The 25716-nt window shown below is 64.1% G+C and carries 20 protein-coding genes and 1 tRNA gene; 5 read left to right on the plus strand and 16 right to left on the minus strand.

Features of this window, described 5'->3' with window-relative positions; genetic code table 11:
* Positions 1–18: 18 nt before the first annotated feature.
* From pgi to pcnB, 6 genes are all read right to left on the minus strand, one after another.
* Positions 19–1533: a glucose-6-phosphate isomerase gene (gene pgi, locus GGR61_RS16930; RefSeq protein ID WP_184622821.1), complete on the minus strand. Its 1515-nt coding sequence runs from the start codon at positions 1531–1533 to the stop codon at positions 19–21.
* Positions 1530–1910, minus strand: coding sequence for an aspartate 1-decarboxylase (panD, locus tag GGR61_RS16935; RefSeq protein ID WP_184409001.1), 381 nt, complete (start codon positions 1908–1910; stop codon positions 1530–1532). Before panD ends, pgi begins: the two co-directional genes overlap by 4 nt.
* A 108-nt stretch (positions 1911–2018) precedes the next feature.
* On the minus strand, positions 2019–2861 hold the full coding sequence (gene panC / locus GGR61_RS16940; RefSeq protein WP_184409002.1) for a pantoate--beta-alanine ligase: 843 nt from the start codon (positions 2859–2861) through the stop codon (positions 2019–2021).
* The gene (gene panB, locus GGR61_RS16945) at positions 2858–3673 is read right to left on the minus strand and encodes a 3-methyl-2-oxobutanoate hydroxymethyltransferase (RefSeq protein ID WP_184409003.1); all 816 of its coding nucleotides are present in this window, start codon (positions 3671–3673) and stop codon (positions 2858–2860) included. Before panB ends, panC begins: the two co-directional genes overlap by 4 nt.
* 35 nt (positions 3674–3708) lie before the next feature.
* Positions 3709–4194, minus strand: coding sequence for a 2-amino-4-hydroxy-6-hydroxymethyldihydropteridine diphosphokinase (folK, locus tag GGR61_RS16950; protein WP_184622823.1), 486 nt, complete (start codon positions 4192–4194; stop codon positions 3709–3711).
* A gap of 3 nt (positions 4195–4197) precedes the next feature.
* Positions 4198–5565, minus strand: coding sequence for a polynucleotide adenylyltransferase PcnB (gene pcnB, locus GGR61_RS16955; protein ID WP_184409016.1), 1368 nt, complete (start codon positions 5563–5565; stop codon positions 4198–4200).
* Positions 5566–5612: 47 nt separating this feature from the next.
* On the opposite strand from pcnB, the gene GGR61_RS16960 reads away from it, so the two are divergent.
* A tRNA-Glu gene (locus GGR61_RS16960) sits at positions 5613–5687 on the plus strand.
* A gap of 666 nt (positions 5688–6353) precedes the next feature.
* Positions 6354–6734, plus strand: coding sequence for a hypothetical protein (locus tag GGR61_RS16965; protein ID WP_184622845.1), 381 nt, complete (start codon positions 6354–6356; stop codon positions 6732–6734).
* Positions 6735–6854: 120 nt separating this feature from the next.
* Here GGR61_RS16965 and folE2 read toward each other — a convergent pair whose 3' ends face one another.
* Together folE2 and GGR61_RS16975 are read right to left on the minus strand one after the other, a co-directional pair.
* Positions 6855–7778, minus strand: coding sequence for a GTP cyclohydrolase FolE2 (folE2, locus tag GGR61_RS16970; protein WP_184409005.1), 924 nt, complete (start codon positions 7776–7778; stop codon positions 6855–6857).
* Positions 7779–7815: 37 nt separating this feature from the next.
* Positions 7816–8976, minus strand: a complete 1161-nt coding sequence (locus GGR61_RS16975; RefSeq protein ID WP_184622825.1) for an N-acetylmuramoyl-L-alanine amidase — start codon at positions 8974–8976, stop codon at positions 7816–7818.
* Positions 8977–9189: 213 nt separating this feature from the next.
* Here GGR61_RS16975 and GGR61_RS16980 point away from each other — a divergent pair, with 213 nt between their 5' ends.
* Both GGR61_RS16980 and GGR61_RS21240 read left to right on the plus strand, forming a co-directional pair.
* Entirely contained in the window at positions 9190–9420 is a 231-nt protein-coding gene (locus GGR61_RS16980; RefSeq protein WP_184622847.1) for a hypothetical protein, read from the plus strand.
* 391 nt (positions 9421–9811) lie between these two features.
* The gene (locus tag GGR61_RS21240) at positions 9812–10282 is read left to right on the plus strand and encodes a hypothetical protein (protein ID WP_260288192.1); all 471 of its coding nucleotides are present in this window, start codon (positions 9812–9814) and stop codon (positions 10280–10282) included.
* Here the strand turns inward: GGR61_RS21240 and GGR61_RS16985 are convergent.
* The 6 genes from GGR61_RS16985 to GGR61_RS17010 form a co-directional block, all read right to left on the minus strand.
* A complete protein-coding gene (locus tag GGR61_RS16985; RefSeq protein WP_184622827.1) occupies positions 10221–11771 on the minus strand; it encodes an MASE1 domain-containing protein in 1551 nt (516 codons plus the stop codon). The genes GGR61_RS21240 and GGR61_RS16985 overlap by 62 nt on opposite strands.
* A gap of 385 nt (positions 11772–12156) precedes the next feature.
* Positions 12157–13584 carry a sugar porter family MFS transporter gene (locus GGR61_RS16990; RefSeq protein ID WP_184622829.1) on the minus strand — a complete coding sequence of 476 codons (1428 nt, stop codon included), beginning with the start codon at positions 13582–13584 and terminating at the stop codon, positions 12157–12159.
* An 86-nt stretch (positions 13585–13670) separates the two neighbouring features.
* The gene (gene xylA / locus GGR61_RS16995) at positions 13671–15008 is read right to left on the minus strand and encodes a xylose isomerase (RefSeq protein ID WP_184620777.1); all 1338 of its coding nucleotides are present in this window, start codon (positions 15006–15008) and stop codon (positions 13671–13673) included.
* A 36-nt stretch (positions 15009–15044) separates the two neighbouring features.
* On the minus strand, positions 15045–16538 hold the full coding sequence (gene xylB / locus GGR61_RS17000) for a xylulokinase (protein ID WP_184622831.1): 1494 nt from the start codon (positions 16536–16538) through the stop codon (positions 15045–15047).
* On the minus strand, positions 16535–18907 hold the full coding sequence (locus tag GGR61_RS17005; RefSeq protein WP_184622833.1) for a glycoside hydrolase family 95 protein: 2373 nt from the start codon (positions 18905–18907) through the stop codon (positions 16535–16537). Before GGR61_RS17005 ends, xylB begins: the two co-directional genes overlap by 4 nt.
* Positions 18908–18998: 91 nt before the next feature.
* Positions 18999–21902, minus strand: coding sequence for a TIM-barrel domain-containing protein (locus tag GGR61_RS17010; RefSeq protein WP_184622835.1), 2904 nt, complete (start codon positions 21900–21902; stop codon positions 18999–19001).
* Between GGR61_RS17010 and GGR61_RS21245 the strand changes: the two genes are divergently transcribed.
* Positions 21901–22035 carry a hypothetical protein gene (locus GGR61_RS21245; protein ID WP_260288195.1) on the plus strand — a complete coding sequence of 45 codons (135 nt, stop codon included), beginning with the start codon at positions 21901–21903 and terminating at the stop codon, positions 22033–22035. The genes GGR61_RS17010 and GGR61_RS21245 overlap by 2 nt on opposite strands.
* Here the strand turns inward: GGR61_RS21245 and galD are convergent.
* The gene (galD, locus tag GGR61_RS17015; RefSeq protein ID WP_276568261.1) at positions 22026–23690 is read right to left on the minus strand and encodes a GH35 family beta-galactosidase GalD; all 1665 of its coding nucleotides are present in this window, start codon (positions 23688–23690) and stop codon (positions 22026–22028) included. The two genes, GGR61_RS21245 and galD, sit on opposite strands and share 10 nt — an antisense overlap.
* Before the next feature lie 83 nt (positions 23691–23773).
* A complete protein-coding gene (locus GGR61_RS17020) occupies positions 23774–25690 on the minus strand; it encodes a sialate O-acetylesterase (RefSeq protein WP_184622840.1) in 1917 nt (638 codons plus the stop codon).
* Positions 25691–25716: the final 26 nt, after the last annotated feature.

Consider the following 25716-nt stretch of genomic DNA (forward strand, 5'->3'; position numbering starts at 1 on the left):
CTGGCCAGGCGCCTGCGCTCAGCCGCGTAACTTGGACAGCAACTCGCGCGTCACCGGATCGGCTACATCGGCCGACTCGCCTTTCAGCGCCGGCAACAGCTGGCTGGCCAGCTGCTTGCCCAGCTCCACACCGAACTGGTCGAACGCGTTGATGCCCCACATCACCGACTGCACGTAGACGCTGTGCTCGTACATCGAGATCAATGCCCCCAGCGCTTGCGGGGTCAGCGCATCGAGCAGGATCACCGTGCTCGGGCGGCCGCCCGGATAGCTGCGATGCGGGTCGCTGCTGTCCTGGCCGTTGGCCAGCGCCTCGGTCTGCGCCAGCACGTTGGCCATCAGCGCGACGTGGTTGTCCGCGTACGGATCGTCGTTGTGGACGGTGCCGATGAAGTCGGCCGGCACCACGCTGGTGCCCTGATGCAGCGCCTGGAAGAAGCTGTGCTGCACGTCGGTGCCCGCACCGCCCCACCACACCGCCACGGTGTCGCTGTCCACCGCCGAGCCGTCGAGCTTGACCCGCTTGCCCAGGCTTTCCATCACCAGCTGCTGCAGGTAGGCAGGCAGCAGTGCCAGACGCTGGTCGTAGGTCATCACCGCATGGGTGGCGCTGCCGAGCAGGTTGCGGTTCCACACCGCCGTCAGGCCATGCAGCACGGCAACGTTTTCTTCCAGCGGCGTGTTGAGCGCATGCGCGTCGAACTGCGCGGCGCCTTCGAGCAATTGTTCGAAACCTTCGAAGCCGATCGCCAGCGCAATCGGGAAACCGACCGCCGACCACAGCGAATAACGCCCGCCGACCCAGTCCCACATCGGCAGCACGCGGCCCGGTGCGATGTCGAAGGCCTTGGCGGCGCGCTCGGGATTGGCGCTCACCGCATACAGCCGCTCGCTGCCACCGAGCCAGGCATGCAGGATACCGCCGTTGAGCAGCGTTTCCTGGGTGCCGAAGGTCTTGGAGATCAGGATGCCGGCGGTACGCGCCGGATCCAGCGTGGCCAACGTGCGTTGCATGGCGGCGCCATCGACATTGGACACGAAATGCACGCGGAACCGCGCACCCGACGGCGCACGCAAGGCATCGGCCACCAGACGCGGGCCCAGGTCCGAGCCACCGATGCCGACACTGACGATATCGGTGACGTCGGTGGCTTCCAGTTGCTCGATCAACGCACCCATGCGCTGGCGCACTTCTGCCGCGGTGGCATAGGCCTCAGAGGCCACCGGCGCGTCGGTCAAGTCACCGCGTAATGCGGTATGCAATGCAGCGCGCTGTTCGGTGACATTGACCTGCTCGCCGCGAAACAGGCGCTGGAACGCACCGGCCAGATCGCGCTCGCGCGCAATGGCGAACAGTGCATTGAGCGCGGGGCGGTCGTACTTCTGCCGCGCAAAGTTGAAATACAACGGACCGACCTGCCTGGCGTACTGCGTCGGCCGTTGCGGCTCGGCGGCAAGCAATGCCGGGATGGCAGCGCCGCGCAGGCGCTGGGCGTGGGCGTGGAGCGCGTCGAATCCGTTGGTGTGTGTCATGCGGCCTGCGTGGGGATGCTGTGGTTGGTATGGGAGATCGCGTTGTGCGCATCCACATATACCAGATTGGGTTGAAAGGTCTTGGCTTCGTCTTCGCTCATGTTCGCAAATGCGGCCACGATGATCAGATCGCCCACCTGCACGTGACGCGCGGCGCCGCCGTTGAGCGAGATGATGCCGCTGCCTGCATCGGCACGGATGGCGTAGGTGCTGAAACGCGCACCGTTGGTGACGTCCCAGATATGCACCTGCTCGAATTCGCGGATGCCGGTGGCTTCCAGCAGCAGGCCGTCGATGGCGATCGAGCCTTCGTAATTGAGCTCGGAATGGGTGACGGTGGCGCGGTGGATCTTGGCTTTCAGCAGGGACAGGTGCATGGACGGGCAACGGCAAAGGAAAGCCGGCATTTTAGCCGAAAGCGCACGCTCCCACCGGCCTGCGCCATCACCGGGGATGAGGACTTCAGCCCGGCCGTGCGGCGGCCCTCAGAATTCCAGGTTGTCGATCAGGCGCGTCGCGCCCAGGCGTGCGGCGATCAACGCCACGCGCGCACCGGCATGGCTGTCGCCCGGCTCGCTCAGATCGGGCAGCCGCACCACCGCGTAATCGACCCGGAAACCGGCCTGTTCCAGCGCCTGGGTGGCAGTGGCTTCGACCTGCGCACGCGGCGTGCCGGCGGCATACCCGTCGCGCATCTGCAGCAGTACCTGGCGGATCTGGGTCGAACGCGGACGCTCGTCGGCCGACAGATATTGGTTGCGCGAGCTCATCGCCAGACCATCGGCCTCGCGCACGATGCTGCCGCCCAGGATCTCGATCGGAAACGCCAGGTCGGCCACCATCTGGCGGATCACCGCCAGCTGCTGATAGTCCTTCTTGCCGAAGGCGGCCACGTCCGGCTGCACTTGATTGAACAGCCGCGCCACCACCGTGCACACGCCATCGAAATGCCCCGGCCGGCACACCCCTTCCAGCACGTCGCTGACGCCCGGCGCATGGATCGGCGTGGCCAGCGCGGTACCGAGCGGATACATGGTGTCCACGTCCGGCAACCACAGTGCATCGCAGCCGGCATCTTCCAGACCGCGCAGGTCGGCTTCCGGCGTGCGCGGGTAGCGCGCGAAGTCTTCGTTCGGACCGAACTGGGTCGGGTTGACGAACACGCTCGACACCACACGGTCGGCGTACTGGCGCGCCAGCATCACCAGCGAATAGTGGCCGGCGTGCAGGTTGCCCATGGTCGGCACCAACGCCACGCGCAGGCCTTCGCGCTTCCAGCCGGTGACCAGCGCGCGCAGGGTGGAAAGATCGGTCAGGGTCTGGATCATGCGGCGTACGCGTGGGCTGCATCGGGGAAGCTGCCGTCGCGCACGGCCTGCGCGTAGGCGCGCACTGCGCCCGCCACCGAGCCGCCTTCGGCGAGGAAATCCTTGACGAACTTGGGACGGCGATGGCCGCTGTCCAGGCCCAGCATGTCATGCATCACCAGCACCTGGCCATCGCAGCCGGGGCCGGCGCCAATGCCGATGGTGGGCACGCTGAGCTCGGCGCTGATCTGTGCGGCGATCGGCGTGGGCACGCATTCCAGTACCACCAGGCTGGCGCCGGCATCGACCACCGCCTGCGCATCGCGACGCAACTGCGCGCCGGCTTCGCCGCGTCCCTGCACCGTGTAGCCGCCGAAACGCAGCACCGATTGCGGGGTCAGCCCCAGGTGCGAGCAGACCGGAATCTCGCGCTCGACCAGATAGCGGATCACCTCGAGCTTGTGCCCGGCACCTTCGAGCTTGACCATCTCCGCGCCGGCCTGCAGCAGCTGCGTGGCGGCATCCAGCGCACGCTCCGGCGTGGCATCGGCCTGGAACGACAAGTCGGCCACCAGCAACGCGCGCTCCAGCACACGCGCCACCGAGGCGGTGTGGTAGACCATGTCGGCGGTGGTCACCGGCAGCGTGGACGCATGTCCTTGCACCACCATGCCCAGCGAATCGCCGACCAGGATCAGGTCCACGCCGTTGGCATCGAAGGTGCGCGCAAAGCCGGCGTCGTAGGCGGTCAACATGACCAGTTTTCGACCCTCGCGCTTGGCCTGCGCCAAGGCGGGCACGGTCCAGGGCTTGCTGTCGGTCTGGCTGCTCATGAAGTCATTACGTGGGGTGATAAGCCGACCATTATCTACCCAATCGGCTCCAGCCCGCAGACATCGATGGCCTGCAGCGCGTGCCGCACTGTTCCATTGCCCGGAATGATCGCCTCTGGCGCAAGTTCGCTCAGTGGCAGCAGCGCAAAGGCACGCGCCTGCAGATGCGGGTGCGGCACCTGCAGGCGCGGCAGATCGATCACCTGGTCGGCGTACAGCAGCAGATCCAGATCCAACGTGCGCGGGCCCCAGCGCTCGCCGGCCTCACGCTGCCGACCGAAGGCCTGCTCGATGCCGAGCAGAGCCTCCAGCAGTGCCAGCGGTGCCAACCCGGTGCGCAGCTGCGCCACCGCATTGATGAAATCGGGCTGGTCTTCGCGGCCCCAGGCCGGCGTGCGGTACAGGCGCGAGGCCGCAATCAACGTGGACTGCGGCACCTCGCCCAGCGCGGCGATGGCCGCGCGCACGCTGGCCTCGGCCGGGCCCAGGTTGGCGCCCAGGCCGACGAAGGCGGTCTGCACGCCCTATTCGCCTGCGGGCGCGCCGGTGCGACGGCGACGACGGCGACGCTTGCGCGGTGCACCCTCCTCGCCCTCGTGATCGGCCTGCGCGGTTTCGATCGCATCGACCAGTTCCTGGCCGGAGGACTTCTGTGCCTCGCGCCAGAACTCCACATCGGCGGCGTGATCGGCCGAGGCGAACTGGCGCAGCACCAGGAAATCGAACGCGGCGCGGAAACGCGGATGCGACAAGGTGCGGAACACGCGCTTGCGCTGACGCGAGGAGAACCGGGTCTGCAGCAGCCAGATTTCCTGCATCGGCAGCGAGAAACGGCGCGGCAGCGCGACCCGTTCGAGCTGGTGCAAGGTGACCCGATCGGCGGCACGACGCTGCGCGTCTTCCGGCTGCACGCCTTGCGCCTGCAAGCCCATCAAGGTGCGGCAGAATGCCGGCCACAGCAGCAAGGCGAACAGGAACGCTGGCGAGACCGGCTCGTCGTTGGCCACGCGCGCGTCGGTGTTGCGCAGGCCTTCCAGCACCATCGCGCGCAATGCGCCGCTACGGTTGGACTTGAGCGCCGCCGCACTTTCGGGGAACAGCGCGCCGAGCAGGCCGTAACGCTCCAGGCCCTCGAAACTGGCTACACCGTGCCCGGACAGGAACAGCTTGAGAATTTCTTCGAACAAGCGCGCCGGCGCGGCTTCGGACAACAGACCAGCCAGACGCGGGATGGGCTCTGCGCTGCCGGCTTCGATATCGAAGTTCAACTTGGCCGCCAGACGCACCGCGCGCAGCATGCGCACCGGATCTTCCTGGTAGCGCAGCTCCGGGTCGCCGATCAGCTTCATCAGGCGCGCCTGCACGTCTTCGAAGCCGCCGCAGTAATCGCGCACCGAGAAATCCTCGATCGCGTAGTACAGCGCGTTGCAGGTGAAGTCGCGACGGATCGCATCGTCTTCGATGGTGCCGTAGACGTTGTCGCGCACCAACCGGCCGTTATCCAGCTCACGGTCGCCGCTGCCATCGTCGATGTTGGCGCGGAAGGTGGCCACTTCGATGATCTCGCGGCCGAACACCACATGCGCCAGCCGAAAGCGGCGGCCGATCAGGCGACAGTTGCGAAACAGCGTCTTGACTTCTTCCGGCGTGGCACTGGTGGCCACGTCGAAATCCTTGGGATGGCCGCCAACCAGAAGGTCGCGAACTGCACCGCCAACCAGGTAGGCACCAAAGCCCGATTCGCGAAGGCGGTACAGCACGCGCAACGCGTTGGGGCTGATGTCCTTGCGCGAAATGGTGTGCTGATCGCGAGGGATGACGCGCAGCGTGAACGGAGATGGAACTGAGGATTCGATGATGGCGCTTCCGTCTTGTGTTGCAGGATTGCCCAACGGCTTTGGGCGCACTATACTAGCCCGCTGCACAAGACGCACCAAACGCTCCCTTCGTCTAATGGTTAGGACGTGGCCCTCTCAAGGCTAAAACAGGGGTTCGAGTCCCCTAGGGAGCACCACGTGCCTCGCGCTGCAGACCACGCCAAGACCCCGCATTGCGGGGTTTTTGCGTTACGGACGTCTGGCTCTGCACACGTCTCCTGCAGCGCAGAAAGGCTGCGCGAGCGCTGTGCAGTCAGGGCCTGCAGTCTTCGTCACGTGCGCGGCAACTGCGCGGCGATGGCGATGGCCGAGATCGCTTGTGCCGACAACGTGCGGCGCTGCGCTGCGCAGTCGTGACACGACCGCTTCGATCACGCGCGGCCCGACGTGCATTGACGGATGCGCAGCGGCGCGAGGCAGCCCTACCCTCCATTGCGTCCACAGGCACTGCCGCACGATCGACCACCACGCGAATGCCGCGCACGTGCCACGCAGCGGCGGTGCATGCGGCATGTGTCATCGCCTCGGGGTCCGACCCATCCATTTGATGAGCCGCAGCGCAGCTCCAGCATCCGACGCTGGAAGTCGAGGAGATGGTCCCGCCTCAGACGTTTGACCAAGAGCTACTGCATGTCGTTTGATTGCGGGCCGGTGTTCGGCCAGCGGCAGGGCGTCAGATTGAGCGCCTGGGCAGCAGACCCAATCGGCTCAAGGCCATGCGCATGAACGCCATGATGACTCGGAGGTCAGAAGTGAAAACGACGGCTGCCTACATGATCGACGAGAACATCATCCTTCAAGCCATGTCACTCACCGACAGTGGCTTATGGATTGCGCATGGCGACGTCCTGTCCATTCGCTCAGACGATCGCTCAGGCCTTGTCAGCGGGATAAAGAACTCGCTTGCACAATCGACCGTCGATATCGCGCACCCGCCTCAGTCGGAATGGAAGCATCTCCAGCGCCCCCTTCTGCAAGCGGCAGGCGTCAGAACCTGGACCGCGCTGGGGAAGCAGGCAAAAGCGGTGAGCATCGAATATGCGGACGGCAAAGTGGCGTTTATTCCGGCAATCAATTTCCGCGAGCATGGCGGCCACGCGAGCGACGAACAGACGATCCATTGCCGCCTAGACGATGACGACCTGAGCGCCAGATTGATCGAGGCCTTTCAATACGCGAGTTAGGGGGCACGGCCTTCACTCGATGCGGATGCGGCGCAGTGGAATCGACGTCCAGTGCGGCCGCATTGGTGAACCGGCGCAGGAAGCCACAGTGACCGAAAAGCGAGGATGCGCTTGGCTCGATTACTCGGCAAACGGCTGCATGCCAGTGGCCTGGTTACCGGCCTCGGCAACCGCATCGTGGGCGTGCAGGCTTTCGAAATGGCGGACTGCCACATCGAACGACGCATAGCGCTCGGCCAGCACCTTGCGCAGACGGCGCGCGGCATCTTCCACATACATCAGGTTGGCGCCATTCAAGCGAGCGAACGCCTGCTCATCGATCCGCCGCACCGCTGCCTGGACCGGGGTTGCCAGCGCCTGTTCGCACAGGCCGACCAACTCGCGGATATCGAACCGCTGCACGCACGCGATGAGATCAACGCGCACCTGCGCCACGCTGCGCTGGCTATGCGGGGTGGCATATGAGCCGTTGTGCTGCAGCCACTGCGCAACCTCTTCGAGCGGCAAGGCATCGCGCCCGGCGTGTTGCTGCAAGAACGCATCGCTGAGCAACTGACGCGACAACGCCGCCGAACAGGGGCAGGTGGACGCATACAGCACGTCGATCTGCAACCGGATCTCGCTGCGCCCTGCCCTGCATTGCGCATCGATCCGCACCGGATAGGCACGCCAGCCGCTCAATCCTTCGCTGCGCAATGCCGGCATCCGCAGCATCAGTTCGAAGGTCAACGTCAGACGCGCCGCACGGCTGCCGCAATCGGCATGACTGTCGATCAGCGCCTGCAGCAGCTGCGACAGCATCGCCGGCGACAAGGGTTGCTCCAGATGCCGATCCAGCAGGCGATACAACCGCGACATATGGATGCCCTTGAGCTCCGGGCGCGGCAGATCGACCTGCACGCTGGCGCGTGCGGACACGGTTCCGCTCGGCTCGGCTTCGTCCAGGCGCACCGGCACGGCAATGTTCTGCATTCCCACCCAGCGCAAAGGCGCACTGAGTGCGGAAGGTTCGGTGACGGCAACATCGGGAAGCGTGGCGGACATCGAATGCTCGTTGAAGAATAATAGTGATGGACGCGCCTCAGGCACGACCGGGAAACGCCTGGAAGTAGTCGTCGATACCAGCGTGCAGCGTCTGCGCCAGCTCGTCCTGATGGGTGTCGCCGCAGAGCCTGTTGCAGTCGTCGCGATTGCTCATGAAGCCGGTTTCCACCAACAACGACGGAATATCGGGCGACTTCAGCACGGCAAAGCCGGCCTGTCCCACTTGGCCCTGATGCAGGCGCGTCACCTGCTGCAAACGGCCGAGCATCAACTTGCCAAACTCCACGCTGCTGGCGATGGTGCCGCTCAACGACAGGTCGGCCAGCACCTGCGACAACACCGGATTGCTTGGCACCCGCAAACGGCGCGCGCTGTCGCCCATGTCGTCGGCGGCGTTTTCGCTGTCGGCGATCCAGCGCGCCAATGCCGAGCTGGCGCCGTTCTGCGACAAGGCAAACACCGAGGCACCGCGCGCCTCGCTGTTGGGCGCAGCATCGGCGTGGATGGACACGAACAGATCGGCGTTGCGGCGATGGGCGATCAGCACCCGCTCGTGCAGCGGCACGAAGCGGTCGTCGCTGCGGATCATGGTCGGCCGGTAACGCGGATCGGCGACCAGACGCTGGTGTAGCCGCCCCGCGACCGCCATGGCCACATGCTTCTCGTAGCGCGCATCGGCACTGACCGCGCCGGGATCCTTGCCGCCGTGGCCGGCGTCGATGGCGACCACATAGGGATGCAGGCGCGAGCGCGTAGGCACGGCTGCCGCGACGGCGGGATCGGTCGCATCGGCAGTGGACAACGGCGCTGTGCCGGAGGTACCAGCCAGATCCAGCACCAGCGCACTGCCCTCCCAGCGCGCCGAGGCCGTCAGCGGCTGCGACAGATCGAGCACCACACGCAGCCCATCGTCATGCGGGCCGCTACGGATGGCGACGACGGCGGGATCACCGGGCAATGGATCGATACGCGGTGGTTGCGTCGAAATGCCGGACAGATCGATGACCAGGCGCGCTGGATCAGACAGGTTGAAGCTGCGGTAGGCGGCCTGCGCACTCAATTCGAGTCGAAGTCGCAACTCCCCATCCTGGCGCTGCAGACTGCAGCTGCGCAGCATCGGCAGCGGCTGCGCATGGACCAAGCTAGGCGACAGCACCAATGCCGCGCCAGCGGTGCGCAATAGCTGCCGCCGCCTCATCGGGCCAATCCCGGAGGATCGATACTGCCGCCGCGCTTCTTCGAACATGGAAGGTTCGGCATGGTGACCAGGCAAACAACACTCAGCGACAAGGGACGCGGCACGACGGGACCAGACGAACGACGAATGAAGTGTTATAAAGTAACACTTATCGCGCAAAAGCAAGCCCGCCGCGCTCCGCCAACGTCCTCACGTTCACTCTTGCCGAAGAGCATCACGATGTCCCCCGTCATCCCCGACAGCTATACCGCCTGGCGCCACTGCATCGAAGTCGACTGCGCCCAGCCACTGACTGCACCTTTCATTGCCCAACGTCTTATCGATCTGCGCGACCCAGCCGGACACCACACTCAGCAATTCCTGCGCCGCTGGGGTCAAGCGCATCTTCAGCGGGTGATTGGGTGGTTCGATCGAGCGCTCCAGGATTTGGAATCAAAGGGTTAGGTGGCCAGGGCCTGGTCCTCTAAGAAGTAGTCAGGGAGTGGTGCTCGTAGCGGCCTGGGCCATATCTGCAATGGCGGGGCTTACAACATTCAGCGAAACACTATCTCCTGCGTGGAGATCAATAAGGCTTTTTCGGTAAGACAAAGCCTGGGCAATAGGCAGGATTGTCAAATAACTGACATTGCATATTCTTAAGGGCGCACTGCAGCCGACACGAACTGAGAGAAACGTTAAAGGCTAAAGTAGCCCGGTCCGCATATCGAACGCGTGCCCGACAGAGTGGCTGTCAGCAATTTCTGCGCGAACACCAACACCCATCCGCTTTATCGACGTAACGTAGGCGAGCCTGAATTGCAGGCAAAATCGACCCTAGCAGGGGAAGGCGAAACCCATGGAAGTTAAAGCAAATACGTTGAAAGTTATGTGCGTACTGGCCTGCGCCTTGATCGCAGGCCAAGTCTCGGCTCAAACTGGCGGATGCTGCGCAGGCGGTGTAGGCGCCCAAGCAACAACGGGATTGGGGGAACGTAGCCCTGCAGCTGCCAACCTCACCTTAGATCCCGCTTGGTCGATCTACGAGTTCCAACGTGACGGCGTGACATATCTGCAAATCAATGACGTCGCCGGGGGAGTTAGAGCAGTGGTCGCACGCGTTGACAATGCGCTTTGGGTACTGCCAATGGGCAAGGATGCTGATCGCGTCACGGTACCGGCAGCTAATACAATTTGGGCAAATTCGTCGGCAACGTCTGCGACTGAGCTAGGACCTGACGCGAAAATGGTATACCAGACCGCACACTTTACCGTGCATGTCGAGCGGCAAGCCAACGTGGAACGCTGGAAGGTCTCTCCGACGCGGTGACAGCAGATGCCTCGGCCACGAGGAAGGTAAGTACCAACGCATGGCGGCGACGAAACAAGCCGCCATGCGACTTAAGCCGGGCCCGGAATTCATGTTCATCCTCAGGGGATTCACGCCGCACGGAATCCACCAACGAAGTATCGGCAAAAACTCTCATGACGATCCCCTGCCCCCCCCGACCGCGCCAGACACGCGCATGGATGAAATGCTTATTGGACGCAGGCAGAAGCTCCAATGCGTTGAGTGTGCAGCGATAAGCCGCAAGCTGCAGTCCAAGCGACAGCTGCTGACAATCCCCCTGCAATAGACAGTCGAGCTTGGTGGAATTCAACCTCTCAAACGCAGCCGAACGCAGCGTTCGAAACAGGCCATGCGTTTCAATCTCTAACGGATATAAAGCCGCAACATATTCATGCAGAAGTTGCGACTCCAGAACGGCCACGCGTGTTATCTCCATTGCTGCCGCATGGTGACCGCGCTCCCGAAGATCTGCCACGACCGATTTACGCATCCTATTCATCTGGACGTTGATATCGGAGTATTCCACAACCCGATCCCGCAGTGTTCGCTCAGCCGCGAGATAACTAGCCTGAATGGCCTTTTGAGCATCGGCTTTAATTCGCCCGATAGTGTCAAATCGCTTTAACGGCCTGACGAACCGTACGCCAAAGACGAATAAAAAGGTACTGACGATTACATGGAAAATTTGAACTTCAAATAGGCTCGCATTGTAATAACCAATTTCATATGTCTTAGGCAAGGTTATTGCCAAAGCGAAGTTGGCAAGCAGCGTGCCGAGAGCGGTCCCTGTCCAACCGTGACGATGCGTCAAGACAATCGCCGGCCCTATCAGCGCGGCCATCAGCATCTTTCGAAGTAATGGCTCCTGCGTGTAGCCGAGCATATAGAAAAGCACAAGAATGACGACAACCGAAAGCCCAAGGTCTCGGGGCAGGTCTATGCGTGCCGGCTCTCGTTTTCGAGGCGACCACAGCATGGCCGGAAGCAAGAAAATCAATATCCCCAGATAACTCCCCAACCAGTAGCGAACAAGAGATTCCAGGACCTTGGCCGTACTCGGCCCACCGAGGCTGGCATTGAGGGCAATGCTCCACAATGAATTAAAAAATCCAATGGCAATCGCAAATGGAATTAAGAAAGGAGTCTGCTGAAGCAGCTTACGGGCGTAATGGCGTGCCAACCAAATGACGAACGCGATCATGGGGGCATGAAAAAGTGGACTTATGTACGCCCATGTCAAGTCGTATCCCTGACGCTGCGAAAGCGGAACACGCAGCCAAAGCATTGCAGCCGCATCTCCTACCAACAGGAATGGCCACTCACGATAAGGTCTGAATAGCAGGGTTACAACACGCAAGCCGACAGGTAGGTACCACTGGTCGATGGAGCAATACCAAAGCGACAGGAATGCCAGGCAATAGCAAGCGCTAACCAGCGCGCCCCTAAAGATTTCCCTTACTACCACCATACCACCACTCCTTGGTTCCACGATTCGCCCTAGTCTGGAGGGAAACTGCTTGTCGGAGTATAGCGGTGGCGCACAATTTGCAAAAAGAGCCCATGTGCTTCCAGGCGGTTATCGTCATTGAAGACATGCATTGCACTTTACTGGTGCGTTGGGCCACGCGGGAATCAGGCCGCTCGACACAGCGCAGGGCAGAGCTGCTGGCAGTCGCGAGGAGGCGCACGCACCCAATCCACCTCCACGACGACAGCCAACTCGATTGAGGCGCTTGCAGTGATGCAGGCATGCGAGACATCGGCGAGATCCCTGGCGAGATCATCAACGAACAAGGCCGCGCATTGCGCGGCCTTGTTTGTTTTCCATGCCTATATAGGCATAACAGACAGAATCAGCCCTCCATCTGCTCCAGCTCCTTGCCCTTGGTTTCGTAGACGTACTTGAGCACGAAGAACACCGAAATGAAGGCGGCGACGGTATAGATGCCGTAGGCGCCGGCCAGGCCGATGCTGCCGAGCAGGATCGGGAAGCTGACGGTGATGGCGAAGTTGGAGGTCCACTGCGCTGCGCCGGCGATCGCCAGGCCCGAGCCGCGGATCTGGTTGGGGAACATCTCGCCCAGCATCACCCACATCACCGGGCCCCACGAGGCGTTGAAGAACACCACGTAGACGTTGGCGGCGACCAGCGCCAGCATGCCCATGGCGTCGGACATGGCGAGATTGCCGTTGGGATCCAGCGAGGCGGTGGCGAACGCGTAGGTGACCAGGGCCAACGACACCGCCATGCCGGCCGAGCCGATCCACAGCAGCGGCTTGCGGCCGATCTTGTCGACCAGCATCACCGTGACCAGACAGGCGCCAATGCTGAGGCCGCCGGAGAGCACGTTGATCAGCAATGCGTCCTGCTCGGAGAAGCCCACCGCCTGCCACAGCACCGCACCGTAATAGAACACCACGTTGATGCCGACCAGTTGCTGGAACACCGCCAGGCCGACGCCGATCCAGACGATCGGACGGACCTTGCCGGTTGCCTTGTTGATGAGGTCGGAGAACTTGGGCTTGTGTTGGTCGGCCGACATGGAGGCGGAAATTTCGGTCAGCTTGGTCTGCGCGGCGGCGTTGCCGTACAGCCGCTTGAGCACCACTAGCGCCTGCTCGCGACGGCCCTTGACCACCAGGTAGCGCGGGCTCTCCGGGATGACCAGCAGCAACAGCAGGAATGCCAGCGACGGAATCGCCTGCATCCAGAACATCCAGCGCCAGGCAGCCTGCCCTGCCCACAACGGCTCGGTGGACGCACCGGCAGCATTGGCCAGCAGGTAGTTGCTCAGGAACGCGCAGAACAGCCCGCTGATGATGGCGATCTGCTGCATCGTGGCAAGCCGGCCGCGATAGCGCGCAGAGGCGACCTCGGCGATGTACGCCGGCGAGATGACGCTGGCCGCGCCGACGGCAAAGCCGCCCATGATGCGCGCGAAGATGAAGAAGCCGGAGCTGTGCGAGGCACCGGCACCGATGGCCGAGAGCAGGAACAGCGCCGCAGAAATGATCAGGACCGCACGGCGGCCCCAGCGGTCGGCCAGACGACCGGCAAAGAAGGCGCCGATGGCGCAACCCAGCAGCATCGAGGCAACCTCGAATCCGGTCTTGGCGGCATTGGAATGGAAGGTCTGCTTCAGGCCATCGACGGTGCCGTTGATCACGCCGCTATCGAAACCGAACAAAAAACCGCCGATCGTGGCCACGCAACTGATCAGGACGATAAAACGGGTGTTCTCACCGGCATCGGGGGCGCCGTTTACGGAGACACTGGACATGGATTCACCTGGAAGCATGCAAAGGAGCGGCCACGGGGTGGCCGACATCGGCCGGCGACGCGCAGTGCGCCGCCGACCACGGGACATCAACGCGTCAGATACTGGTTAATCAGGTTCTCGTAGGCTTCCTGACGGCCGCTGAGTTGCTTGGGCTCGTTACCGGCTGCGTGCTGGGCCACATCCACCAGCGTGCTGGTGCCATCGGCGAACGCCGCACCGGCACCGCTGTCGAAGCTGGCATAACGCTCCTTGCGCCAGGTTTCCAGCGGCGAGGAGGTCAGCAGCGCATCGGCCACTTCCAGACCGCGCGCGAACGCGTCCATGCCGCCGATATGGGCCAGGAACAGGTCCTGCGGATCGGACGATTCGCGCCGCACCTTGGCATCGAAATTCAGCCCGCCCGGTGCCAGCCCGCCCTGCCGCAGCACCACCAGCATCGCGCCGACGGTGTCGTACAGGTCGGTCGGGAACTGGTCGGTGTCCCAGCCGTTCTGCGGGTTGCCACGGTTGGCATCGATGCTGCCGAGCAGGCCGGCATCGGAGGCGACTTGCAGGTCGTGCTCGAAGCTATGGCCCGACAGCGTGGCATGGTTGGCTTCGATATTGAGCTTGAAGTCCTGGTCCAGGCCATGCTGGCGCAGGAAGCCGATCACCGTGGCGCTGTCGAAGTCGTACTGGTGCTTCATCGGCTCCATCGGCTTGGGCTCGATCAGGAAATTGCCTTTGAAGCCGATCGCACGGCCGTAGTCGCGCGCCAGGGTCAGGAAGCGCGCCATGTGGTCCTGCTCGCGCTTCATCTGGGTGTTGTGCAGGCAGGCGTAGCCCTCGCGGCCGCCCCAGAACACATAGTTTTCGCCACCGAGTGCGACGGTGGCATCGATCGCGGCCTTGACCTGCACCGCCGCCCGCGCCACCACATTGAAGTCCGGGTTGGTCGATGCACCATTCATGTAGCGCGGGTGCGAGAACAGGTTGGCGGTGCCCCACAACAGCTTGACGCCGGTATCGGCCTGGCGCTGCTTGGCGATGCCGACCATGTGCTGCAGGTTGCGCTCGTATTCGCCGATGTCGTCGGCATCGGGCGACAGGTCGATATCGTGGAAGCAGTAATACGGCACGCCGAGCTTGGTGAAGAACTCGAATGCGGCATCGGCCTTGGCTTCGGCACGATTGAGCGCGGTATTGCCTACATCCCACGGATACGCACGCGTGCCCGGGCCGAACGGATCGGCGCCGTTGCCGCAGAAGCTATGCCAATAGGCCACCGCAAAGCGCAGGTGCTCGGCCATGGTCTTGTCGCCGATCTTTTTATGCGCGTCGTAGACCTTGAAGGCCAGCGGGTTGTCCGAGTCGCGGCCTTCGAAGCCGATCTTGCCGATGCCGGGGAAATATTCTTTGGCGCCGATGTAGACGGTGTTGCTCATGGGGCGAGATGTCCTTGGTACTGGGGGAGTAATGAATCAGCCGGCGTAGAGCGGGCTGACGACTTGCAGGTGCCTGAGGAAGTGCTGGTAATGCTGCTGATACTGGGCCACGCGCTGCGGATCCGGGCGTGCCGACAACGCGTCGTCGATCTGCAGGTGCTCCAGCACCACATCCGACAACGCGTCCGTGCCGCCGTCGTCGCGATCGCAGGCCCACAGCGCCTGCAGCGCCGCACCGAAGGCGGCACCTTCCGGCTGGGTCGGCACAACGACCTGCAGATTGAAGATATCGGCCACCATCTGCCGCCACTGTGCGCTCTTGCTGCCGCCACCGGTGAGCAGGATGGTGTCGAACTGCAGGCCGGCGGCCACGAAGGCATCGAAACCGTTGCGCAGGCTGTAGGTCGCCCCTTCCATCGCGGCGCGGTAGAAATGCGCAGCGGTGGTGTTGTGCAGGTCCATGCCGAACAGGCAGCCACGTGCATCCGGCAAATTGGGTGTGCGCTCGCCATTGAAGAACGGCAGCAACACCAGCCCGTCGGCACCCGGTGCGGTGTCGGCGATCAGCGCCTCGGTCTGCTCGCGGGTGATGGAAAACATGCGCATCACCGCCTCGGTGGCGACGGTGCAGTTCATGGTGCAGATCAGCGGCAACCAGCCGCCGCTGGACGAGCAGAACGCGGCCCAGCGTGCGTCGTCGTCCACTACCGGGTGGTCGGCGTAGGCGAACAAGGTGCCCGAGGTGCCCAGGCTCATGGTCAGGCGTCCGGGCACCACGTTGCCGGTGCCGATCGCGGCCATCATGTTGTCGCCGCCACCGGTGGTGACGCGCACGCCGGCCGGCAACCCGAGCGCCTCGGCGGCGGCGGCGGATAACGCATAGACCGCACCGGTTTCCACCAGCGGCGGCAATGCCTCGCGCAGGTCGCGCTGTGCGTCCACCGCGCCGAGCATGCGCTCGGACCACTGCCGCGTGCGCACATCCAGCCAGCCGGTGCCGGAGGCATCGCCGACTTCGGCAAAGCGCTCGCCGGTGAGCCAGAAGTTCACGTAGTCGTGCGGCAGCATCACCGTGGTCATCGCTGCGTAGGCCTCGGGGCGATGCTTGCGCGTCCATGGCAACTTGGAGGCGGTGTAGCCGGCCATGATCGGGTTGCCGGCAGTGGCCACGCTGCCCGCCGCGCCGCCGACCGCGTCCATGATTTCGTCGCATTCCAGCGCGGTACTGGTGTCGCACCATAGCTTCACCGGTGCGGTAACGCTGCCATCGGCGGCAACCGGCACGAAACCATGCTGCTGGCCGGAGACCGAGATGCCGCGTACCTGCGCACGCTGCGCGCCATCGAGCTGCGCGAAGCAATGCACGATGCCGTCGATCCACCACTGCGCCTGCTGCTCGCGGGTGCCGTCGTCGCGACTGATCAGTTCCATAGGCGCGGCAATCGTGGCGACCACCTCGCGCTGTTGCGGATCGTAGGCCACCAGCTTGACGCTCTGCGTGCCCACGTCCAGACCTATATACAAGCTCATTGCATCACCAATCGGTTGTTGTTGAAGCCCACCTGCTGGGTGCGACCGGCACCCAGTTCCAGGTCCAGGGTCTGCCCTGCATAAGACAATTGATAGCGCCCGCCGCGATCGCTGTTCAGGCGTGCCTGCTGCAAGCGACCGCCCTCCCAGTCCAACTCCACACTGGCGCCGCCGCGCACGCGCAACCCGCGCACGCTGCCGCGCGGCCACGCCCTGGGCAAGGCCGGTAGGAGGAACACGCTACCGCCCCAGCTTTGCAGCAGCATCTCGGTGATGCCGGCGGTGCCGCCGAAATTGCCATCGATCTGGAACGGCGGATGCGCATCGAACAGGTTCGGATAAGTGCGTTCGGGCGAGAGCAGCAATTGCAGGATGCGGTAGGCATGCTCGCCATCGGCCAGACGCGCCCATAGATTCAGGCGCCAGCCGATGCCCCAGCCGGTGGCGTTGTCGCCACGGATCTCCAGCGAGCGCCTGGCGGCGGCGGCAAGCGCGGGCGTGTCGCGCAGATTGATCTGGCTGGACGGATGCAGCGCGTACAGATGCGAGACGTGCCGGTGATGGATCTCCGGTGCGTCCATGTCCCAGTCCTGCTGCCATTCCTGCAACTGCCCGGCCTTGCCGATCCGGTTGGGCGGCAGTTGCTCGCGTAGCGTGCTCAGGTGTTGCGCGAACTCCGCATCCCGCTTCAGCAACTTGCTCATCGCTATGCATTGCGCGAACAGGTCGCGCAGCAGCTGGGCATCCATCGTGGGGCCAGCGCAGAGCGCGGCATTGAACGGATGCTGGTTCTCCGGCGACATCGAGGGATTGGTGACCATCGCGGCGGTCTGCGGATCCTTGACCAGCGTGGCGACGAAGAACTCTGCCGCGCCCTTGAACAAGGGATAGATCCTGCCCAGGTAGGCATGGTCGCGGCCATAATCCCAGCGGTCCCACAGCTGCTGCAGCAGCCATACCCCGCCCATCGGCCACAGGCTCCACTTGGCGCCATCGATCGGGCCGGCCTGGCGCCACAGATCGGTGTTGTTGTGCACCACCCAACCGGGCGCGTCGTACATCGCACGCGCGGTGTGCGCGCCGGTCGCGGCCAGGTCGAACACCATCGCTTCCAGCGGTTCGACGCACTCGTGCAGCGCATTGGCCTCGCTGGGCCAGTAGTTCATCTCGGTATTGATATTGATGGTGTACTTGCTTTCCCACGGCGGCTGCATCAGGTCGTTCCAGATGCCCTGCAGGTTGGCTGGCTGGCTGCCTGGCCGCGAGCTGCAGATCAGCAAGTAGCGGCCGAACTGGTGGTACAGCGCGGCCAATGCCGGATCGTTGCCGTTGGCGAACGCTTGCACGCGTTCGTCGGTGGGCAGTGCGGCCGCCTCGCTGCTGCCCAGGTCGATCGCCACGCGCCGGAACAGCCGCTGGTGATCGACCAGATGCGCACGCAGCAGTGCCGCGTAGTCCAGTGTGCCCGCCTTGTGCATGCTGGCTGCGGTGAGCGCGAGCGGGTCGCCATCAACCGTGTCGTAACGCTGGTAGCTGGTGGCCGCGGTGAGCAGTAGCACCACTTCGTCGGCGCCGTCGATACGCAGACGCTCGCGCAGATCACTGACCGTGCCGCCCTTGACCTGCGGCAGCACGCGCAGGGCGAAACGCAGTTTGCCGTCGATGCCGGCGAAGCTGCCATTGCGACCACTGAACAGCAGGCCGCCCTGCTCCATCGTGACCTCGCCGCGCTGCGGGCTGCCGATGCCCACGCGCAAGGAAATCGCGCGTGGCCGATCGCAGGACAGGCGTACCACGATGCACTGCGACTGCGCCGACACGAATACCTCGCGCCGATGCAACGCACCGCCGGACCGGAAGGTGGTGGTGGCCACGCCGGTGTCCAGATCGAGCTGGCGGCGATAGTCGCTGATGCCGTCGGCACGATCGAAATCCAGCAGCAGATCGCCCAGTGGCTGATACGGCATCTGCTTGCGCGGACGCGAGAGCAGCTTGGCGTTGGCCAGTGTTTCGGCCTCGGCATACCGCCCGGCAAAAATCAGCGCGCGCACCTGCGGCAGCGCCGCCAGTGCCTCCGGGCTGGTGGCGTCGTAGGGGCCACCAGCGTAGAGGGTGTCTTCGTTCAGTTGCAGGCGCTCGTGGGCGATGCCACCCCACACCATCGCGCCCAGCCGGCCATTGCCGACCGGTAGCGCCTGCACCCATTCGTTGGCCGGTTGGCGATACCACAGCGTCAATGCGCCGGCAGGCGCCACCGCAGGGAGCGATGACGACCTGGTCGCCTTCGCCGCCTGCGCGGCCACCGGCGCGGTGCCCAGGACCGCGACGGCAGCCCCGGTGGCCTTGCACAGCTCTCTGCGGGTCAGCACGGCGGCCGCCGCACGGCATCACCGGAACCGCCCGCGCCTGCCTTGCGGCGTTCCGGCATCTGCTCGCTCATCGACTGAAGACAGCCTGCAATCATCGACGACGCGCTTTGCCGGATGCAATCTTGCGCTGCAACACGCTGACCGGCTTGCCGTCGTACTGGATGCTGGCATCGGTCCTGGGCTCGAGCGCACCGGCGTCGTCGCGCGGGCCATCGACGAAGCGGACGTTGACGGTGCGCTTGGTCTGCATGCCGGTCCAGCTGCCTTCGCGCGTGCCGATGCGCAACTCGCCCTTGGCCTGGTTCCAGCTCAGCGGAATGCGGCTGAACTCGCCCTTCTCGTAGCCATAGCCCTTGCCGTCGTCCTCATACAGCGAGAACTGGCCATCGGCGCCGGTGTAGACCACCACGGTGAGCGGTGCATCGGGCTTTTGATCCACGTATTCCTGCACCGGGCCGGTGGGCACGATGGAACCGGCGCGGACGAACAACGGCATGCGCTCGATCGGCGCAGCCGCTTCGATGCTCTGGCCACCGTCGTAGCGCTTGCCGGTGGCGAAGTCCAGCCATGTGCTGCCGGCCGGCAGATAGACCTGACGCGAGGTGGCGCCGAAGCGGGTCACCGGTGCGACCAGGAAGGCCGGGCCGAACAGGTACTGGTCGTTGATGTCGCGGACCTTGGGGTCGTTCGGGAAGTCCATCATCATGCCGCGCATGATGACGCCATCGCGCTGATAGGTATCGCCGGCCAGGCTGTAGATGTACGGCAGCAGCGCGTATCGCAGGCGGTTGTAGTAGGCCATGCTGTCGTAGAACGGCGTGCCTTCCGGGGCGATGTTCCAGATCTCGCGGTACGGGAACTGCCCGTGCGAGCGGAAGATCGGCACGAACGCGCCGAACTGGAACCAGCGCGTGTTTAGCTCGCGCCATTCCGGCAGATGCGCCGGGTCCTGGGTCTTGTAGCGCTTCTCCACCGCAAAGCCGCCGATGTCGAACGTCCAGTTGGGCAGGCCCGATAGCGCCATGTTGACGCCCGCAGAGATCTGGTCTCGCATGTCGTCCCAACGCGAGACGATGTCGCCGCTCCACACCGCCACCGCGTTGCGCTGGGTGCCGGCATATCCCTTGCGCGAGAGGATGAACACGCGCTTGTCGTCGGCCGCACGGTCGCCCACGTATACGCCATGGGTGTGCGGTAGCGGGTACGAGTTGAAGAACTCGGTGGACGGGCCCAGCGCAGTCGGCGTGGTGCGTGCCTTGCGCTCGCCGATATCCAGGTTGGAATGCACGTCCGGCTCGTCGGCGTCCATCCACCAGGCATCGAAGCCCTTGCTGTTGAGCTTTTCGTTGACCTGGCGCCAGTAGATCGCCTGCGCCTTCTCCGAATACGGGTCGTAGAACGCGTTCTTGTAGCCCTTGCCGATCCAGTCGAGCTCGCCCACTTCCACGTTGCGCTTATACATGAAACCGGCGGCATCCAGTTCCTTGTAGTTGGCGGTTGTGGGATAGAACTTGGGCCAGATCGAAATCATGATCTGCGCGTGCATGTCGTGCACGGCCTTGACCATGCCATCCGGATCCGGGAAGTGCTTGGGATCGAAATCATGCGAACCCCACGCATTCTCGGGCCAGTACGACCAGTCCAGCACGATGTTGTCCAGCGACAGCTTGCGCTTGCGGTATTCGGCCACCGCGCCCACCAGCTCGTCCTGGCTCTTGTAACGCTCGCGGCTCTGCCAGAAGCCATAGGCCCACTTGGGCAGCATCACCGACTTGCCGGTGAGTTCGCGATAGCCGGCCACGGCCTGATCGTAGGAGTCGGCCGAGACGAAATAGTAATCGATCATCTGGCCGGCTTCGGACCACAGCGACAGATCCTTCGCTTCAGCGGCGGGCAGCGGGTCGCGGTGCAGCAGCGCGATGTAGCTGGGGTCGATGAGATCCCACTCGAGCTTGACGGTGTGGCGCGTGCCCGGCTCCAGGTCCAGCTTGAACTCGTGATTCCACGGGTTCCAGTTCTGGCGCCAGCGATCGATCACCAGCTTGCCGTCCACGTACAACTTGGCGTACTCGCTCGAATACAGCGAGAAGGTATGCTCGCCGCCGGTGAGGGCTTCGATCTCGCCCTCCCAGGTGACCTGCATGCGGCTGTCCTTGTCCTTGGTGATGGCCTTCTTGGGGAACTTGCTCAGGTCGCTGAGGTACTGGTAGTTCACCTCGCTCTCGCGGCGCTCCAGCACCTGCTTGCCGTTGATGGCATAGCGTGCGGTCAGCGCGCCGGCCTTGCCCTTGGCGTCGTACAACGTGAGCGTCTTGGGCAGCGGCTGCAGGCCGCGCGGGTCGCCCAGGCGGCTGATGGAGTTGTTGTCCCACAGCAGGCCGTAGTTGCGACTGGACACCAGGTACGGCACCGCCATGTCGATGTTGTTCTGCTGCAACTCGACATTGCGGCCCTTCTGATTCATCCAGCCCTGCTGGTGCTGGCCGAAGCCGTACAAGGCTTCGTCATCAGGCGACTGGAAACGCTGCCGCACGCTCAGGTACTGCTTGCCCTCCACTTTCAACGGCGCAAAGCTGCGCCCGCCTGCCACTTCCGACAACACCGGCTTGCCGCTGGCATCGGCGAAGCTGACATGGCCATCGACGGTGGACACCGTGGCGGTGACCTTGCCGGTCTTCAGCTGCACGCTGTCGCCCTGATCGGCAATCTGGAATGCGCTATCGCCCTGCACCGGCACGCGCATCAGGCTGGGGCTACGGGCGAAGTCGCCGTCCGGATCGGCACTGACGCGGATGATGCCGGCATCGACCACCTGCAGGCGCACCGGTGCGGCACCCTTGGCGCTCGGTACCACGGTGACGCCATCGGCCGCCTTGCGCACCTCCTGCGCGTGCGCGGCATTGGCCAGCAAGGCCAGCGACAACGCCAGACATTGGGCAAGCGGTGAACGTCGAGTGGCAGGCGCACGGCCGGCGGAACGGTTGGTGGTTTGCATGTTCACTCCCTTGGAATTGCGAAACGGTACCGCGGGGGCGGCAGCGCGTGGGTTCATTGCATTTGACGTGGAAGACAGCCTGCTGCGCAGCGATCGGGCTGCGCAGCAGGCGGCCGAGCAGGCTTATTTATAGGTGGCCAGCTTGATCTTCAGCAGCTGCGGCGCGCTGGAAAAGTTGACGCCGTAATCGGTCTGGTCGCCGTTCCAGTTGCGCGCGAACTTCCAGTCGCTGCCTTCGTAGACGCCTTCCTCGACGCGGTCGTAGAGCATGTTGGCAGTCGCCTCGCTGGCCGGATGCAGGGTCACGCGCACGTGGTAACCGGTGACCAGGAATTCGTCCGGGCCAAGCTCGGCGATCAACGCCGCGCCGATCGGCTCGGGGTTGCCCGGCGGCTCGCCCTTGAACCAGAACTGCGGCACGCCATAGGTGATGGTGGCGCTCCAGCGGTCATTGAGCTTGAGCTCCTGCACGGCCTGGCCGGGCTCCTCTGCGGTGCCGTGCAGTTTGCCTTCGGAAGCGGCCTTGGCGAACGGACGCATGCCGCGCTTGACCAGGTCGAAACCCAGCGCAAACGGCGCGAGCGTTTCTGCGTTGACGTGCTTGGCGCCCAGCGGATAGTTGGAATAAGGCGTGTAATCCATGCCGAACGCCGACCAGCCGATGCCGTCGTGGCCGAGGGTGGGGAACAGGTAACGCGCGTACTCGGGGCGGTTGCCGGTTTCGGCGACGAACAAGGCATTATCCGGGCGTGCGTAACGCTCCAGCACCGTGGTGTACATGCGGTACTCGGGCATGTAGATGTCCGGCGCCAGCAGATCGATATGTGGGCCGGCCGCCTTCCACACGTCGAGCACGTTGTCGGTGGGGCCACCGCTGGCGTACTGGCCGGGTTGACCCGGATTGAACGGGCCACGCAGTGCGGCATTGACGTACATCGGCAACGGATAGACCGCCTTGCCGGCTTCGGCCACCTGATCGATGTAGCGACCGATCGACCAGGCATGGAAAATCTCGTCGGCATCGGCACCAAACACCTGCGCCCAGCTGCCCGGCGGTTTGTTCAAGCGCTTGAGCAGTTGATCCGGCACCGGGCCGTCGAACAGCTGCTGCGCCATCGGCGAGAAATCGCGCACGCTGCCGTAGGTGCCCGGCTCGTTCTCGGGCTGAACCATGATGACCGTGTGCTGCGGATCGACCTGCTTGAGATGCTGCATGAAGGCGACGAAGGCCTTGCGGTCGGCATCCAGCGTGGCCTGTGCATGCGGCGACAACGAGCCGATCGCCTTGCCCTCGCGCGTCACCACGCGCGGAAAGCGCTGGTTGTCGGTCTTGACCCAATGCGGCGCGTACGCCGGGCCGTTGTTCTTCCAGGTCGCAAACCACAGCAGCACCAACCGCACCTTGTGTTCGCGCGCCTGGTTGAGCAGCGTGTCGACGAAGGAGAAATCGAACGTGCCTTCTTCCGGCTCGACCTGTTCCCAGGCGATCGGCACCTGCACGGTGTTGGGGCCCAGCACCCGCATCGCCGGCCACACCTTGTCGAGCGCGGCCGGATAGTTGCTGGAGTTGTTGACCTGCGCGCCCAGGATCAGGAACGGCGCGCCATCGACCAGCAACGCATGCTTGCCGTCCTTGCTGACGAACTGCGGCATCGGTGTCTGCGCAGCCGGCGCAGTGGCAGGTGCTGTCGCTGCGTTGCGGGAGGCCGATGCGACGGCAGCCGGTTTGGCGGCGGCGTCCTGCTCGCCGGATTGGCACGCAGCCAAGGCCAGCGCCAGCGCGGACAGCAGCAGCGGACGCAGACAACCGCGCCCGATGGAAGGAGCGATCACACCTGCAACGGGGGAATGCATGGACATAGGACTCCGTGTCACCAGGTATCGGTGCGGAAGGGGGAAACAGGAAGGCGTTCGCGATTGAACAGGTTGGCGTCGTCCGGGTTTTCGCTCCAGCCGTAGCGCACCGCGACCGGTGCAGACACCGCAGTGCTGCGCACGACCACGCGGTCGCCCTCGATACGCGCGGTTGCCGGATGAAAGTACCGGTCGGCACCGGCGATACGGAAGCCTTGCACTTCGCCCCCACCGCGCACCTGCAAGGCACTGCCCTGCAGATCGAAACTCAGCACTGCCTGACCCTCGGCAAAGCGCGCCTGCTTGAACACCGGCGCGCTGTACACCAGCGTTTGGCCATAAGCCACATGCCGCGCCGCAAGCGCCAGACGATGGCCGACATCGCGCTTGTTGGTGGGATGGATATCGGTTGGATTGCCGATATCGATGATCACCGCCTGCCCGGTCGCCGGCAGCGCCAGCGTCTTGGATTGCGACTCGCGCAACAGCGCCCAGGGGCTCATATCGCCCTTGTCACCACCGGCTTTGAAATTGGCCAGCTGCACCCATAGAAACGGCAGCTGTTTCGCACCGCGTTCGGCGCGCCATTGCTGGATCATTGCAGCGAACTGTTCGCGATACTTCACCGCGCCGGTGTCGCTGGCATTGGTTTCGCCCTGGTACCAGATCACGCCCTTGACAGGGAACGGCTGCAGCGGATGGATCATCTGGTTGTACAGCAGCGTGGGCAGCTGATTCTTGTTGTCGGCCAGCGCCACGCGCACGGCGGCCGGGCGGAACTTCCAGCCGCCCAGCGCACGTTTGGCACCGGCCTTGGTCTGCACGAAGCGTTGCTCGTCCGGGCCGTGCATGCCGCCGCCACCGCTGAGGTCTTCCACCCGCACTGCGATGTGGTTGACGCCTGCATGCAATGCGGAGGCAGGCACTTGGTAGACGCGCGGCAGGTTCCACTGCTCGACGGTCTGACCGACCTCGGTGCCGTTGACGTAAGTGCTATCGGAATCGTCGATCTGGCCTACGCCCAGTTCGATACCGGCCTTGGCCTCGGCAGCGCTCAAGGTGACCGTGGTGCGATACCAGGCGATCCCGTCCATGCCGTCATAGCCGCTGAGCTCCCATTGCTGGGTCGTCGGGATGCTGTCCCAGTCGCTGTCATCGAACGTCGCCTCGCGCCACTGCGGCATGTCGCCACCCACTTTGGGCCAGCGCGCGATGCGCTTGCCGGTAGCGGCCAGCACAGTGGCATCACGTTGCTTGATCGCCGCGATCGCGCCCTGACTCTGTTCGGCATTCAAACCCTGCGAGGCCGCATCCATCCACGCTTCGATCGCACTGCCGCCCCAGGTACTGTTGACGATGCCGATCGGCACGCCGGTGCTGGCGCGCAATTCCTTGGCGAAGAAATAACCAACTGCCGTGAACTCGCCGGCGTTGTCCGGCGTGGCCGCTTTCCAGTTGCCACCGCTCAGGCGCGCCTGCGGCTGCAGCGCCCACGACTTGGGCACCTTGAAGTGCCGTAACAGCGCGTCGTTGGCGGCAGCCACCGCCTGGGGACCATCGTTGGCCTGCGCCAACGGCCACTCCATATTCGATTGACCGCTGGCCAGCCACACATCGCCGACCAGCACATCACGTAGCTGCAACTGCCCGCCGTCGCCCTGCACATTCAGCACATACGGGCCACCAGCCTTGTGTGCGGGCAGACTGACCCTCCACCGCCCCCTTGCATCGGCCCTGGCGGTGGCGCGCTTGCCATCGAAGCCGACTGTGATCGCGGCATTCGGCGATGCCCACCCCCACACCGGCATCGGCTGGTCGCGCTGCAGCACCGCGCCATCGGCAAACAACAATGGCAAGCTCGGCTGCGCCAATGCAGCGGGGCTGGCCAGGACCAGGCCCAACAGGCAGCCACGAAGGATGAGAGAAGCGGTCATGCAATGATCTCCAGGGTCGGCGCGGC

The sequence above is a fragment of the Xanthomonas sp. 3058 genome (genome assembly GCF_014199765.1).
Taxonomy (GTDB): domain Bacteria; phylum Pseudomonadota; class Gammaproteobacteria; order Xanthomonadales; family Xanthomonadaceae; genus Xanthomonas; species Xanthomonas campestris_B.